The sequence below is a fragment of the Pseudoalteromonas sp. SCSIO 43088 genome (assembly GCF_023650795.1).
Taxonomy (GTDB): Bacteria; Pseudomonadota; Gammaproteobacteria; order Enterobacterales; family Alteromonadaceae; genus Pseudoalteromonas; species Pseudoalteromonas shioyasakiensis.
The window spans coordinates 3,289,324-3,304,148 of sequence record NZ_CP072675.1 but is presented as its reverse complement, the minus strand read 5'-3'; the positions used below and the strand labels follow the sequence as shown (position 1 = coordinate 3,304,148).

Sequence of the window (14,825 nt, the reverse complement as noted above, 5' to 3'; positions counted from 1 at the left end):
ATTGAGACAACGATGAATTTTTCACACCAACATGATTATGAATCTGATAATGCGCTAGAAAAGGCTATTTGGGACGACCCTGCATTATTAGCCGCGCTTGAGCTGGTGGATGCACAACAGAATGAACAACTTGAACAAGCTAAAAAACGCCGTCGTTTAGCGCAGTATTCTTGGGGGGGCGGTGCTGTAGCAGCATGCTTTGCTATTTTCATGTGGACTTTAATGCCAGTGAATGAACAGCCGCCCATATCGTCCTCTGATCTTGTAGCTGTTCAACAATTTACTAGTGGTAAAGCACAACAAGTGAATTTGTCTGATGGTACACAGGTCGCAATGAACGTGAATACGCAACTTGAGTTCAGTGAGAATAGTCATGCTCGAAAAGCAACCTTAGCAAATGGCGAAGCATATTTTTCTGTACATCGTGATGAATCGCGCCCTTTCACAATTGATACGGGCAATGCCACGATCGAAGTTCTTGGTACGGCTTTTAATGTGGACAAAACATTGCGAGAAACATTAGTTGATGTTTTTCATGGTAAAGTTTCAGTAACCAGTTTAGATGGAACGCAGCACGTTGAATTAGTGAAAGGGCAGCGTGCCCGAGTAAGTGATTCTACAATACAGGTCTTGCAATTTAATGCCTCACAACCTGATTGGCAGCAAGGATGGTTGGACTTAGATAACGTGTCTATCAATGATGCATTATTTCAGTTAAATCGTTATAGCGAAAAACCTGTGGTATTAAGTAATGTACCAAGTGATATACATGTAAGTGGTCGCTTTGCTGTTGACGACATTCTTGGTGCTGCAAAGCTCATCGCTCAGCTAAATGAACTTGATGTAAACCAATACCCCGATAGCATTGAGCTAAGTAAAAAGGATGAAAACTGATATGATGTTGTCATAAACCTTTCATTGAAAATAGGCACAATATTTTCCTCTAGCAATGAGGATGTAAGTTAATGTGGCGTATTTTCTGCTGTGTTTTGATGCTGTTTGGTTTGTATGCCAAGCAGCTGTTTGCTGCACAAAGCACTCTAAAAACAGCGCTTAATGATCTGGCTGATCAGTACCAAGTTGCAATTATTTATCCAGACAACCTAGTAAGCTCAGTTATCTTACACTCAGCCACGTTACCTAGAACAGTTAGTCTAGAGGCAAGCCTTGATGCCCTGTTGCTAAAACATGGCTTTATTTGGCAACAAACATCATCGGGCATTATTATTTCCAAACCAAGCCAGACACAACATCACTCACTGTCACAGCCCTATATAGAGGAAGTGACAGTGAAAGGTGATAAAAACAATCAGGCTTCTTCTGTGGTTTATGCCCGCGATTACCAACAAAGTGCCGATTACGCGCAGCAGCAAAAACAAAACTACATTGGCGAGGCTGACTTTGCTAGCGGCACAATGCTTTCTCTTCTACCTGCTGAAAATTTGGCTGAAGCACTACAAGCAATTCCTGGGGTAAGTATTTCAAGAGACCGCGGAGAAGCACTTAATATTAATGCGATGGGACTAGGCCCTGAGTATCAATTAACCTTGTTAAATGGGCACAGATTAGCAAATACTGAAAACGTTCGTAACTCGAATCAATATGGTCAGCAGTATCGTTTTGATACATTCAGCGCCGAGCTTTTTTCCAATATTGCCGTATATAAACTCGCTGATGCAAGGTTACCTAGCGGAGCAGCTGGAGCGACAGTCAACTTGATCAGTGATGATCCGCTTTCATTTGATGATGATCACCTAAAAGTAACCTTAACCAGTGCAGCCCTTGCAGGTGAGCGTAACTTTCAACCAAGCTTTGGTTTAGTTGCCAATACTATTTCAGCTGACAATAAGTTAGCTGCTGTCGTTAAGTTTAATTACGAAAACCGCTTACAAAGGCAATTTCAATTTGAAACGTGGCATTGGGGAAATAATGGTGGAGCACCTGCAGCTTATCAGTGGCAAGGGCTTGAAAATAATAGCTTAGTTCCCACCGATACGTTAGCACTTACTATCGAACATGAAGATAGAACTCGTGCAAGCTATTACACAAATATTGCTTGGCAGCCTAATCAGCGATTTGAATTAAATACACTTTGGCTTCGTTCAGACACCGATTTTACCTACGATGAGCACCGGCTCTCAATTAATCCATCAAGTGATGATGCAACAGCCATATTAGGTGAGCATCAAAACAGTATTCAAACGGTGCAATTTAATGCGGCAAAAAGTAAATCTTCACGCGAAGAATCAGGCCTTTACTACCATACGCAAACCTTACAAATATTACCTACATGGTATGCAAAAGATGGCAGCCACTGGCAAATAAGTCCATTTTACAGCCACAGTGAATCGTTGAGTGAAACGCAAACCCCAATCACCCGAACTCATGTTGACTTAAAAGCTGTACCTGCAGAGATTTCTATTTCAGGAAAACAGCTTGCCTACTACGAATTGGACAGTAATTTAGCGCTTGTTGATAGTTACTCACAGTTATCACAATTAAGCCGCCGCCAGATTGAAGTAAACGATGAAGTAACAGAATGGGGGGTAGATGGCACTTGGCAAATATCATCTATTTGGGGGTTGTCGAGTTTACAGTTTGGCGCAGTAAAGTCTATGCACTCTCATCAGTATCTTCGTCAAGATGTAAGTTTGTCTCAAACACAGTTAACTGATTTACCAGCGCTTGATGGCCGTTGGTTAGAGCCATTAAATACGGCATTTGAAGCCGATTTTCTGTCACACCCTACACAAGCTTGGCTGATCCCAAAACGTGACCTTTTACAGTTGTATGATATTGACTTACCATTTACCGATGGGCAAGCCAATGATTACTTAAATAGTTATGAAACCGAATTTACTGCTTATGAAAGCTATATGCACAGCGTATGGCAAATACCAGAACTTAAAAGATTAACGACTGCTTTTGGGCTCAGACACAGCTATGTAAAAAGTAAAACATTAGGGCATGAGCTTAATGAGAATGGCCAATTAGCAAAGCTTTCTGAGCAGGTAAACATTTCTACTTGGTTACCTTCTTTGAATTTCAAATGGCAGTTGTCTGAGCAATGGCTTGCTCGCTTAGGTTATAGCCGTGCAGTGAATCGGCCTAACTATTCTGATTTAAACCCTAAACTACATGTTAATTCTGGTGGTTTACCCTATGCCGAATTAGGAAATCCTGCTTTAGAGCCTGTAGTAGCCAACACCACAAGCCTATCTTTCAATTGGTCAGGGGAAGAGAGTAGTTTGCAATTGATGGCCTTTAATCATCAGCTCGATAACTTTATTGTTGAACAAATCAAAAACGTAACCTATCAACAGCAGCAATACCCAGCTTTACAGGCCAATAATGATGGGCAAGCAGCAATTAGTGGGCTGCAGTTTAGTACTGACTTGAAACTACCTGTATTATCAAATTCTCTACTGCAAAGTCGAATGATATCGAGTGTTAGTCAGTTATTGGACGCCAAATTAACGGCGGAGCAAATCGACAACACAGATATTGAAGGGGTGTCTGAATTAACTGCAAATCTGCGTTTACTGTTTAATGCAAAGAAATGGCAAAGTGCAGTTAACCTTAATTACCGGAGTGATTTTTTAGAGCAACGAGACTTATCGAATAATGCAGATGTTTATGTCGATGATTTTACAAGTGTAGACCTAAGTTACAGTTGGCTTTTCTCTGATTTAGTTGCATTGCGGTTTGATATTTTTAATGCCACAGATAAAAGCCTAGTTAGAGAGGTGCAAACAAACGACGCCTCATCACTTATGAAAGTCGAGCAATTTGGTCGCCGTTTTGTGCTGAGTCTTTCATTAACCCTATAAGTGATCATCAAAGCATCATCATATGGATGCATAACTTGTGTATTAATAAAAAAGCCCGCAGGGCAAAGGGCGGGCTTTTTAGTGTTCCAAGGAGAGAAAGTGTTAAGACACAATCCCTAGTGGCTTACCTGTTTGCCAAGCGCCACGGGTAAAATCTGGAATCGTTTTGCTGTTACTTCTATCAGCAACCGATGCCATACTTTGCGGGAAGATTGATGACCATGCTGCGGCATCGTATACATCTTGATCGAGTGGCTCATTATTGCGTAAGCAGTAGATCATGCGCCAAAGCATAATGAAGTCCATACCGCCGTGGCCACCGTTCTTGACCGCTTCTTCACCCATGCGTTTCCATAGTGGGTGATCAAACTCAGCACGCCACTTTTCCATATCTTGATCCCAGCTATGAAAGTTTTGCATATGTGGCTTACGACCCTGTGAACCTGCTTTCTCCCAGGCAGCGAGCTCTGCTTCATATTGCTGTTGGTAAATTTTCGCGATAGCTGGTGGCACATCTTCAAGAGCAATGCGATTAGGGAAACCAGCAAATGTACCATTAGTACCTTGAATTAGGTTATGGCGGCTGTACGGGCGAGGGCTTGTGGTGTCGTGCTGAACCATAATGCTACGACCTTTCACTGTTTTAATAATGCTGGTGTTCATGTCGCCAGCAGTAAATTTCAGTGAGCGGCGTTCGTGGCCCGCAGGAAATTCACGCTCTGCGTAAGCTGCGCGGCCAAGTGCAGGTGAGCTAACTGATGTAACAAAATCAAAGCGGTCACCACGGTTGATGTTCATATACTGAGAAACAGGGCCTAAACCATGGGTTGGGTATAAGTTACCGTCTACTTTTGTATGCCAGTAAGTGCGCCAAGAACCTGTGCTGCGGTCAATTTCTTTCATTTGCCAACGCAGGTCATGAATATAAGCGGCTTCACCATGTAGTAACTCGCCAAATATCCCCTTACGAACCATGTTTAATACCATTAACTCGTCACGGCCGTAGTTAACGTTTTCCATCATCATGCAGTTCTTTTGCGTGCGCTCAGCAGTGTTTACTAGTTGCCAACACTCTTCCATCGTGGTTGCTGCAGGTACTTCAACAAAGGCATGCTTACCACTTTCCATGGTCTGAACACTCATCGGTGTGTGCCATTTCCAAGGCGTTGAAATGATCACAATGTCGATGTCATCGCGAGCAAGCATGTCTAAATAGGCTTTATCAGAACCCGTATAAGCAGTTGGTTTAGGTAAGCCTTTTTCAACAACATAATTAACAGACTTATCTAGCATCAGCTGATCTGTGTCGCAAATAGCTTTAATTTCAACACCTTCAATATGGCAAAGGTGTTTTACATGGCCGCTACCACGTTGACCAACTCCAATAAAACCAACACGTACCACATCCATTGCTGGCACAGCTAAGCCCATTACGCTTTTACCTTGTGCTGCAAGAGGTGTGCTTTGATTATCACCTTGTTGGCTTTTCGCACAACCAGTCACGACTGTCGCGGCGGTAATGGCTGCGGCAGATTTTAAAAAACTACGTCTATCTATTGTCATAACGATACCTAAATCACTGAGATTATTTTAATAGTGGGTTTCAGTTGTTTCTGTTATATCGCAACTCAAAGTCAATTACAATTAAATGCTTTCAAATTCTTTCGTAACTTTGGTTTTTATTATTTTAACCCTTATAGAATACCGTGTTTAGTGTGTTTTTAACTTGTTTTGCGCCTTTCGTTACCTTTCGTTTTGTTGCGCAGCGTTTCGCGCTGTGCTACTGTAATTTCAAATCACGTATCTAACCATTAGCGTAAGCTGCTTGGAGAAAACCATGAATGCATTAAAAACGATTATAAATAACAATCGAGTAGGGCAAGCGCAGGGTATTTATTCTGTGTGTTGTGCACACCCGCTCGTTATCGAAGCAGCAATGTTGCAAGCTCTAAATGATGACACCGAAATTTTAATAGAAGCTACAGCGAATCAAGTTAATCAGTTTGGTGGTTACACAGGAATGAAGCCCCATGACTTCGTTGAGTTTGTTCATGCAATAGCGGAAAAAGTAGGGTTAGATACCCAGCGCATTATTTTGGGGGGTGATCATTTAGGTCCAGTGTGTTGGGTAAATGAGCCTGCAGAGGTTGCAATGGTAAAAGCTGTTGACCTAGTAAAAGCCTATGCAAGCGCGGGTTTTAAGAAAATTCATTTAGATGCCAGTATGCCATGCGCTGACGATGGAGAACGTTTAGCTGATGCCGAAATTGCCAAGCGTGCAGCGTTGATGTGCCAAGCCGCTGAGTCGGTAGCAAAAGGTAACGATATTCTTTATGTGGTGGGTACTGAGGTTCCTCCTCCGGGTGGCGCTACAGAAGAACATGAAATTATTGAGGTATCTCATGTTGAGGGGGTACAGCAAACAATCGAATTACACCAGGCTGCATTTGCTAACTTAAACATAAGCGATGTGTGGTCGCGTGTTATTGCTGTTGTTGTGCAGCCGGGAGTTGAATTTGATAACCATCAAGTTTTTGATTACCAACGTAATGAAGCGCAAAAACTGAAAGAGTTTATCACCACTGTCGATAATCTTGTTTATGAAGCTCACTCTACCGACTATCAGCCAGATCATTGCTATCACGAGTTGGTGCAAGATCACTTTGCCATATTGAAAGTGGGTCCACAGCTTACCTATGCGCTACGCGAAGGGTTGTTTGCGTTATCTTATATTGAAGATCAATTAGTCGAAGCTGGTCAGCGTTCTAATTTACGTGATGTGTGTGAACGTATCATGCTAGAAAAGCCACATTACTGGAATAAGTTTTACCCAACACAAGGTGCTGAAGCTAAGCTGTTTAGAGCTTATAGTTATAGCGACCGTATTCGTTATTACTGGCCTGAAGACGAAATAAAACAAACAGTAGAAAAACTGTTTGAAAACTTAGAAGGGCAAATTATTCCTCAGACCTTGCTTAGTCAGTTTATGCCAGCGCAATATAAGGCATTGATCAATGGCCAAATTAACTCATCACCACGTGAGTTAGTACTCAATAAAATAATGGAAGTAACGAATACCTATTCGCGTGCTTGTAATCAATAAGTGGTGTTGAGAGAGAATTAATTATGACGCAGTTTTTATCATTAAACGAAACAGAGCTTAAGCAGCAAAACGCATATTGGACAGCAAGAGAAATCTCTCAGCAGCCAGAGTCATGGTGCAATACAGCGGCTATTATTGAAACGCATCGAGCAGAAATAAGTGCATTTTTAGCGCCAATTTTGGCATTAAAAGGACTGCAAATCGTATTAACGGGGGCTGGCACATCGGCCTATGTTGGCGAAGCATTAGCACCTCACTTAACAGCCAAAACAGATTTAAATGTGCGTGCAGTTAGCACCACCGACATTGTGTCTAACCCACATGGTTTTTTACAAAAGAGCACGCCCACTTTACTTGTTTCTTATGCGCGTTCAGGTAATAGCCCTGAAAGTGTCGCGGCGGTTGATATCTCAGAGCAAGTTGTTGAAAAGTGCTTCCACTTAGTTATTACCTGTAATGAAAATGGAGAGTTAGCGAAAAGGGCGGCAGCTAAAAGAAACAGCTTTAGTGTACTTATGCCAAAAGAAACTCTTGATGAAAGCTTTGCTATGACCAGCAGTTTCACCTCAATGCTGCTTTCAACCTTATGTATTTTTACCCCTGATGTTAACCAGCTCGCACAAGTGGCCACGCAGACAGAGCAGCTGCTCGACACGCAACTTGAAGAGATCAAGGGTTTTGCGCAAACTGACATTGAACGTTTGGTGTTTTTAGGAGCAGGTTCATTGCTCGGCTATGCTAAAGAAGCGGCCTTAAAGTGCTTAGAGCTGACCAATGGTGATTTAATAAGTTACTTTGAAACCCCACTTGGTTTTCGTCATGGTCCTAAAACCATTATTAATGATAAAACCGCAGTGATGTTAATGGCCTCAAGTGATTTTTATAGTAGTTTGTATGATACTGATTTATTTAATGAACTACTAAATGACCAACAGTGTTTAGCGGTTAAAAAGCTGGCGTTAAATACTGAACTGGTCGAGCTAGATGATGTTTGGCAAGGTCTGTATTATATTGTCTATTGTCAGATTTTTGCATTTTATAAATCAATGTCACTCGGTTTAACACCTGATAACCCTTGTCCTACGGGCGAAGTTAACCGTGTTGTAAAAGGGGTAACTATTTACCCATTAACTTCTCGCTAAGTAGTGTTGGGTAAAGTATGGCTGTTTACGGACTCGATATTGGTGGTACAAAAATAGAGACCGCCATTTTTAATGATAATTTAGAGCAACAGCAAAGTTGGCGTATTACTACGCCAACGGATGACTATCAGCAATTTTTGCACGCAATTTATCAGCAGGTAATTAAAGCCGATGAGCTATCGGGTTGCCAAGGTGCGGTGGGCATCGGTATGCCAGGTATCGTTAATGATGAAGGTAAAGTACTGTCGGCTAATGTGCCGTGTGCCACAGACAAAGTGATTGCCAACGATCTTCAAGCATTATTAAAACGCCCTGTTGCGATATTAAATGACACCCGGTGTTTTGCCTTATCAGAAGCTAATGGCGGAGCTGGTGAAGGTTATAGCCGAGTATTCGGTGCCATTGTTGGCACTGGTGCGGCGGGTGGTATGTGCATTGATGGAACCTTGTTTAACCAAGGTTTGGGCATGTCAGGGGAGTACGGCCATTTACCGCTGTCTGCGTATTTACAACAAAAATACCAGCTGCCAGTTTTAAAGTGCGGCTGTGGTTTAAATGGCTGTGTCGAAAGTTATATTGCAGGGCCCGGTGTACAAACCTTGTACCAGCATATTACGCAATCTCCTAAATCTGCGATTGAATGGGCAAACGATATCAAACGTGGTGATGAGCAAGCCTTAAAGGTGCTAGCTTGTTACTTAGATATTCTTGGCGAAACCTTTGCTGCTATCAGTAAAAGTTTGCACCCAGAAGTTATCGTGCTTGGGGGCGGGTTGTCGCTCATTGATGCAATAGTAGAAAAACTCCCTGACGCGATTCAAACTCATTTATTTTCAGGTTTTGCCGTGCCAGAAGTGAAGCGCGCAAAATTTGGTGATTCTAGCGGCGTAAGAGGCGCTGCAATAATAGGAAGTGTTCATGCTAATTCCAACGCATCTTAATCGCTATTACTTAAAAGCCGCAAAAGTGGTGACTGCTGATGCGGTTTTACTCGATCATGTGGTCTTGGTCGAGCAAGGTAAAATTACTGCCATTACTACGCAAATGGCGCCCGAGATCGAAGTAATAGATTTAGGTGAGCACAGTTTATTTCCAGGCTTTATTGATTTACATATTCATGGCCGTGAAGGCTGCGATATTATGGACGGCACCCCAGAATCACTAGAGATTATTTCTCGTTCTTTAGCAAAGCATGGCGTAACGGGGTTTGTTGGCACAACGGTGACTGCAGACTGGGACGTCTCAATTCAAGCTTATAAAAATATGGCGAGTGCCTATCAAAAAGGCTTGGCTGGAGCGCAGTTGCTAGGGGCTTATAACGAAGGTTTATTCTTTGCCGAAGCGCATAAAGGCGCGCATAACGAGTCATTTTTTTTAGAGCTTACTAAACAGCGATTTGATGAAATTTATGCCGCATGTGAAGGTTGCTTAAGCTCATTTGCGTTAGCGCCAGAACTACTTAAATCCCCCGACATGATCCGCTATATCACCGATAAGGGTGTGCGTGTGATGCTGGGTCATACAGATGCTAATTTTGAGCAAACAACACAAGCTCTTGCTCATGGAGCCTGCGGTGGTGTGCATATTTTTAATGGTATGCGCGGTATTCATCATCGTGATCCCGGCTGTACTGGCGCATTACTGATGGACAACGATGCCATGGTTGAGCTTATTCCTGATGGTATTCATTTGCATCCGAGCATCATGAACATGGTTTACCGTTTAAAAGGGGCAGATAAAATTGCTCTGATCACAGACTGTGTGAGCGCCGGAGGCTTACAAGATGGTCGCTACCGTTTAGGTGAGCTTCCTATTGTGGTTGAGCAAGGTGTTGCAAGAACTGAGAGCGGCTCTTTAGCAGGCAGTACATTAACCATGGAAGTTGGCGTTGAGCGCTTTTATAACCTAACCGACGCAAGCCTAGTCGAAGCAACTAACATGGCCAGTTTAGTACCCGCTGAGTTTTTAAATAAAGCGGAGCAAATAGGCAGTATTGCGGTAGGTAAACAGGCTAATTTTGCCCTGCTCGATAAAGACTTTTCTGTTCAAGCAACAATCTGTGCGGGTAAGCAAATCTTTTAAAAGTTAAGTGAGAATGCAGGCAAAAGTATTCGATGCCATTGTTATTGGCAGTGGCATTACTGGCGGCTGGGCTGCTAAAGAACTGACCGAAAATGGGCTCAATGTACTGCTGCTGGAACGTGGCAGGCAGGTTGTGCATGGTACTGACTATATCACTGCCTTTAAAGAAGATTGGCAACTGCCATTTCGCGACAGGCCCAGCTTGCTAGAAAAGCGCAACCAAGCTAAACAAGCACGCACTGGCTATGCCACCAAGCAATCAATAAAACACTGGTTTGTGAATGATTTGCAGCACCCTTATCAAGAATCACAGCGTTTTGATTGGATCAGAGGGTATCATCTTGGTGGGCGCTCATTAACTTGGGGGCGGCAATGCTTGCGCCTCAGTGATATAGATTTTGCAGCCAACAAACAAGATGGTCACGGCGTTGATTGGCCTGTGCGCTATCAAGATATTGCGCCTTGGTACGATAAAGTTGAAGCCTACATCGGGGTTATTGGCGAAGCGCTGAACTTACCTCAGCTACCAGATGGACCTTACTTACCTCCTTTTGCGCTTAATGCCGTAGAGCAGCAGCTTAAACAAAGTTTATTAACTCACTACACTAATCGGCACCTCACCATCGGGCGAGTTGCGCATTTAACTGAGGCAAAGCCTGAGCAAGGTCGTGCTCCATGCAGCAAGCGCAACCGCTGTATGCGAGGTTGTCCAACCGGTAGTTATTTTAGTAGTTTAGCCTCGACCTTACCTGCAGCGATGCGTACTGGACGACTCACTATTCAGACTCACTCCATTGCTAAAGAGATTATTTACAATCCAGATAGCGGGCAAGCCACAGGTGTGAAAGTAATTGATGCTGAATCTAAAAAAGAGCGTATCGAGCGAGCGAACATCATTTTTTGCTGTGCATCAACGGTAGCCACAACAGCCTTGTTATTAAATTCAACCTCTGCACGTTTTCCTAATGGCTTAGGGAACGATAGTGGAGAGCTTGGTCATAACCTCATGGATCACCATTTTAGGGTTGGCGCAACGGGTGAACCAAAAGGTTTTGCTGATGACTTTAATGATGGCGACAGACCCGTTGGCTTTCATATTCCGCGCTTTCGAAACCTTGATGATAACGAGCAGCATAGCTTTATTCGCGGCTATGGCTATCAAGGATACGCAACACGAAAAGATTGGCGACGGGGCTTTAAAGAACTTAGCTTTGGTAAGGCTTTTCGAGAAGAGCTTGCCAAACCTGGGCCTTGGCAAGTTGCATTAATAGGCTTTGGTGAATGCCTGCCTTATCATCGTAATAAAATGAGCTTAGATCCGGTATTAAAAGATCAATGGGGATTACCTTTAGTTAATTTTGATTGCCAATTTGCTGAAAACGAGCAGCGCATGCGCGAGGATATGAAAGCGCAAGCCGTCGAGATGCTCAGCAAAGCTGGTTATCAAAATGTGCAAGCGTACGATAAAGGCTCAGCGCCGGGGCAAGCCATCCACGAAATGGGAACTGCGCGCATGGGACATGATGCTACAACCTCAGTGCTTAATCGTTACAACCAAATTCATAGTGTGCGTAACGTCTATGTCACTGACGGCTCGTTTATGTGCTCGTCGGGTTATCAGAACCCTTCGTTAACCTATATGGCATTTACTGCAAGAGCCGCCGATCATGCTGTACGGCATTATCAAAACGGGGTGTTCAATGGCTGATTTACAAAGGCGAAATGCGATTAAATGTTTAGCTGCATTATTCGGTGCGGCTATTAAGCCAGTGGCTGCGACTCAGCTATTTGATAAAGTGAATGACAATCATTTTGAGGTGCTTAAAACGGTGGCGCATCGAGATGTGGTTTCGCATATGCAGGCGGTTATTTTAGAGCTAGAGCCAAATGAGCAACTGTATTTTAATTTAGTCGCTTTCACAGATTTAATGCTAGCAAATACACTAACTACGACTGAGCGTACGGCATGCTTAAAAGGCGCAGAGCTGATTGCAGAAGGTGCTCTTTCATCGTCGCAATTAGCTGATAAACTCACAGGTTTATTTACTATCTCTTTGCAGCAGCAACAGCGCATAATAGCGCAGCAAGCCTTACCTCTTTCAGAAGTGAGCCCTGATAAGCGTGACGAGTACTTAATATATAAGTGTATTTTTACCGTGCGTGAATTTTTGCTACTGGGCTATTTCACATCAGAAAAATTGCAGGCTAGTTAAATAGTAAAACAACTAAGCCTGCCCATGTCTTTACTTACGCCAACTTGTTAGTTTGTGACCAATCAGTGCGTAATAAAGAATAAACACATAGCAAGGGATCAACAGATAGTAAGCTTGTTGTGCATTGCCCGTATATTCTGCAAATACACCGTATACCAAAGGCAATAGCGCGCCACCTGAAATCCCCATAATCAGTAATGCCGCGCCGGTTTGGGTTTTATCGCCAAGATTTGCAAGGGCCATAGGCCAAATGGTCGGCCATACCAGCGCATTCGATAAGCCAAGTAATGCAACAAATAACACGGTATCTGGAAAACCGTTATCAGCAAGCCAAAAGAGCACTACGTTTGCAATCGCAGTTTGTTGCGGATTAATTAAAATGATACCAAGTGAAAACACACAACCACTTAACGCGGAAAATATCAGCGCCTGTTGCTGACTAAAAAAGCGAGGAATTAACACGATACCTAAAACATAACCCAGCACCATAAAGCCCATGGTGTAAGAGGTGAGTTCTGCGAACTGCAATACCCCTTGTTCTTTGCCGTAAAGGCCAATAGTGTCGCCGGCAATGACTTCTGCACCTATGTAAAAGAATAGGGCTATCACGCCTAAAACTAAGTGTGGAAATTGCAGGACTGATTTACTCTCGCTGTTGTTGCTGGTTTTTGGTTGTTCAATATCAGGTAGCGGGGCCAGCATGATTAACGCCGCTAATATTGCTAATGCGATTGCCATTACAAGGTAAGGAGTAATTAAACGATTAGCCAGTTCTTGTAACTGTAATTGCTTTTGAATGCTGTTTAATTGAGCCAGAGCTTCTGGGCTAAAGTTGGCAATGTCGCTAAATACAATCGCTGAGAAGAGCAATGGAGCCACCACACCAGCACTCTTATTGAGAATACCCATAATGCTAATGCGCACGGCTGCTGTGTCTTTAGAGCCAATAAGCACGATGTAAGGATTCGCAGCGGTTTGTAATAAGGTAAGGCCGCTACCTAAAGTAAATAAGGCAACCAAAAACAACCAGTAAGCCTGAATTTGTGCCGCAGGAATAAATAACAGTGCACCAAATGCCATGGTACCTAAACCAAACGACATACCATGCTTATAGCTGAATATTTGCAAAATCTTAGCGCTTGGCAGTGCCATTACGGTATAGGCGATATAAAACACCAGTGTCACCATGTAAGCTTCAATATGGTTGAGATCGCAGACCATTTGTAAAAATGGGATCAAGGAGCCGTTAAGCCAAGTTATAAAACCAAATAAGAAAAACAACCCACCTATGATCATCATAGGCAGTAATTGCGTGCGATTGGTGTGTTCTGTTTGCTCTAACAGTGAGCTTTGTGTTGTCATTTTTGTCACCAAAGAAGATTGTTGTGAAATAATCATAAAACAAAATTCGTAAGTTTTGAAAGTTTTATTTTATTTCGAAACTAAATTTGGCTTTGAAACTGTAAATTGTGTAATATTGAACTACAAATTTGAAAGCAGCTATTAAAACAACAGGCCAGCTATGCTAACCACAATAGAAAGAAGACAAAAAATCGTCCTGATGACTGAGGAAAATGGCAAAGTAAATGTTAAAGATCTCGCAAAGACCTTTGATATTTCGGAGGTTAGCATTCGCCATGATCTTAACGAGCTCGGTAAACGTGGCTTAGTTGTCCGTTCACGTGGTGGGGCAATTGCCTGCGATAAATTGGCTAAAGAGCTTTCGGTAAAAGATAAGCATAACGAAAACTACGCAGTGAAAGTGTTATTAGCGAAAGCTGTGGCAAGTTTGGTTGATGATGGCGATTCATTGATTATTGATTCTGGTACCACCACAGAAGAAGTTGCCAAAGCATTAACCAATAAGCAGGGCCTTACTGTGATGACAAACGGCCTTAATATTGCCCATGTACTGGCTGATATTGAAGATGCAAATGTGTTTATGCTGGGTGGGCAATTACGAAAGAAATCAATGTCTTTTTACTCAAATGAAGTCGAGCAAGCACTTAGTAAATATAACTTTAAAAAGGTTATTTTAGGGGTTGATGGTATCGACTCAGAAGCAGGGATCACCACTCATTATGAGCCCGAGGCAATGCTGAATCGCACCATGTGCACCCGCGCAGATAAAGTCATTGCAGTCACAGATTCAAGTAAATTTGGTAAGCGTGCTTTGTATAATGTATTGCCGCTTAAATCAATCGATGTGCTGGTCACCGACAAAAATATGCCAGCAGAGTTCGTTGAATCATTAACGAGCTTAGGTATCGAAGTGATTACCGTTTAACTCTCTAGTTAAATAGAACTATTGAAAGGTGGCTTTTGCCGCCTTTTTTATTGTTCGTAAAAACCGAATCTCCCCACCGAAAAGAAAATCTTCAGAAAAAATCATTATCGTAACTTTCGAAATTAACTCCCCATCTTTAAAGGCATGCGAAGCCATTTTTGCTGTTTT

The 14,825-nt window shown here is 42.7% G+C and carries 11 protein-coding genes; 9 read left to right on the top strand and 2 right to left on the bottom strand.

Annotated features, from left to right (window positions below; translation table 11 throughout):
* Positions 1 to 12: 12 nt before the first annotated feature.
* Together J8Z28_RS15205 and J8Z28_RS15200 are read left to right on the top strand one after the other, a co-directional pair.
* Positions 13 to 894, top strand: a complete 882-nt coding sequence (locus tag J8Z28_RS15205; RefSeq protein ID WP_062566513.1) for a FecR family protein — start codon at positions 13 to 15, stop codon at positions 892 to 894.
* A gap of 71 nt (positions 895 to 965) precedes the next feature.
* Entirely contained in the window at positions 966 to 3,830 is a 2,865-nt protein-coding gene (locus tag J8Z28_RS15200) for a TonB-dependent receptor (RefSeq protein WP_062566512.1), read from the top strand.
* A 102-nt stretch (positions 3,831 to 3,932) separates the two neighbouring features.
* Here J8Z28_RS15200 and J8Z28_RS15195 read toward each other — a convergent pair whose 3' ends face one another.
* The gene (locus J8Z28_RS15195) at positions 3,933 to 5,393 is read right to left on the bottom strand and encodes a Gfo/Idh/MocA family protein (protein ID WP_062566511.1); all 1,461 of its coding nucleotides are present in this window, start codon (positions 5,391 to 5,393) and stop codon (positions 3,933 to 3,935) included.
* Between the two features lie 274 nt (positions 5,394 to 5,667).
* On the opposite strand from J8Z28_RS15195, the gene J8Z28_RS15190 reads away from it, so the two are divergent.
* From J8Z28_RS15190 to J8Z28_RS15165, 6 genes are read left to right on the top strand one after another with little or no spacing between them, the layout of a single operon-like run.
* Entirely contained in the window at positions 5,668 to 6,933 is a 1,266-nt protein-coding gene (locus J8Z28_RS15190) for a D-tagatose-bisphosphate aldolase, class II, non-catalytic subunit (RefSeq protein WP_062566510.1), read from the top strand.
* A 23-nt stretch (positions 6,934 to 6,956) separates the two neighbouring features.
* The gene (locus tag J8Z28_RS15185) at positions 6,957 to 8,075 is read left to right on the top strand and encodes an SIS domain-containing protein (RefSeq protein WP_062566509.1); all 1,119 of its coding nucleotides are present in this window, start codon (positions 6,957 to 6,959) and stop codon (positions 8,073 to 8,075) included.
* Between the two features lie 17 nt (positions 8,076 to 8,092).
* Positions 8,093 to 9,016, top strand: a complete 924-nt coding sequence (locus tag J8Z28_RS15180) for an ROK family protein (RefSeq protein WP_062566508.1) — start codon at positions 8,093 to 8,095, stop codon at positions 9,014 to 9,016.
* Entirely contained in the window at positions 8,994 to 10,157 is a 1,164-nt protein-coding gene (nagA, locus tag J8Z28_RS15175; protein WP_062566507.1) for an N-acetylglucosamine-6-phosphate deacetylase, read from the top strand. Before J8Z28_RS15180 ends, nagA begins: the two co-directional genes overlap by 23 nt.
* A 13-nt stretch (positions 10,158 to 10,170) precedes the next feature.
* Positions 10,171 to 11,865 carry a GMC oxidoreductase gene (locus tag J8Z28_RS15170; protein WP_062566506.1) on the top strand — a complete coding sequence of 565 codons (1,695 nt, stop codon included), beginning with the start codon at positions 10,171 to 10,173 and terminating at the stop codon, positions 11,863 to 11,865.
* Positions 11,858 to 12,370, top strand: a complete 513-nt coding sequence (locus J8Z28_RS15165; RefSeq protein ID WP_062566505.1) for a hypothetical protein — start codon at positions 11,858 to 11,860, stop codon at positions 12,368 to 12,370. The genes J8Z28_RS15170 and J8Z28_RS15165 overlap by 8 nt, the downstream gene beginning before the upstream one ends.
* Before the next feature lie 30 nt (positions 12,371 to 12,400).
* On the opposite strand, the gene J8Z28_RS15160 is transcribed toward J8Z28_RS15165, so the two are convergent.
* Positions 12,401 to 13,732 (bottom strand): sugar MFS transporter, encoded by a 1,332-nt coding sequence (locus J8Z28_RS15160; RefSeq protein ID WP_062566504.1) that lies wholly within the window; start codon positions 13,730 to 13,732, stop codon positions 12,401 to 12,403.
* A gap of 160 nt (positions 13,733 to 13,892) precedes the next feature.
* On the opposite strand from J8Z28_RS15160, the gene agaR reads away from it, so the two are divergent.
* Complete coding sequence (gene agaR / locus J8Z28_RS15155) at positions 13,893 to 14,657, top strand: transcriptional repressor AgaR (RefSeq protein ID WP_054561067.1); 765 nt, start codon at positions 13,893 to 13,895, stop codon at positions 14,655 to 14,657.
* Positions 14,658 to 14,825: the final 168 nt, after the last annotated feature.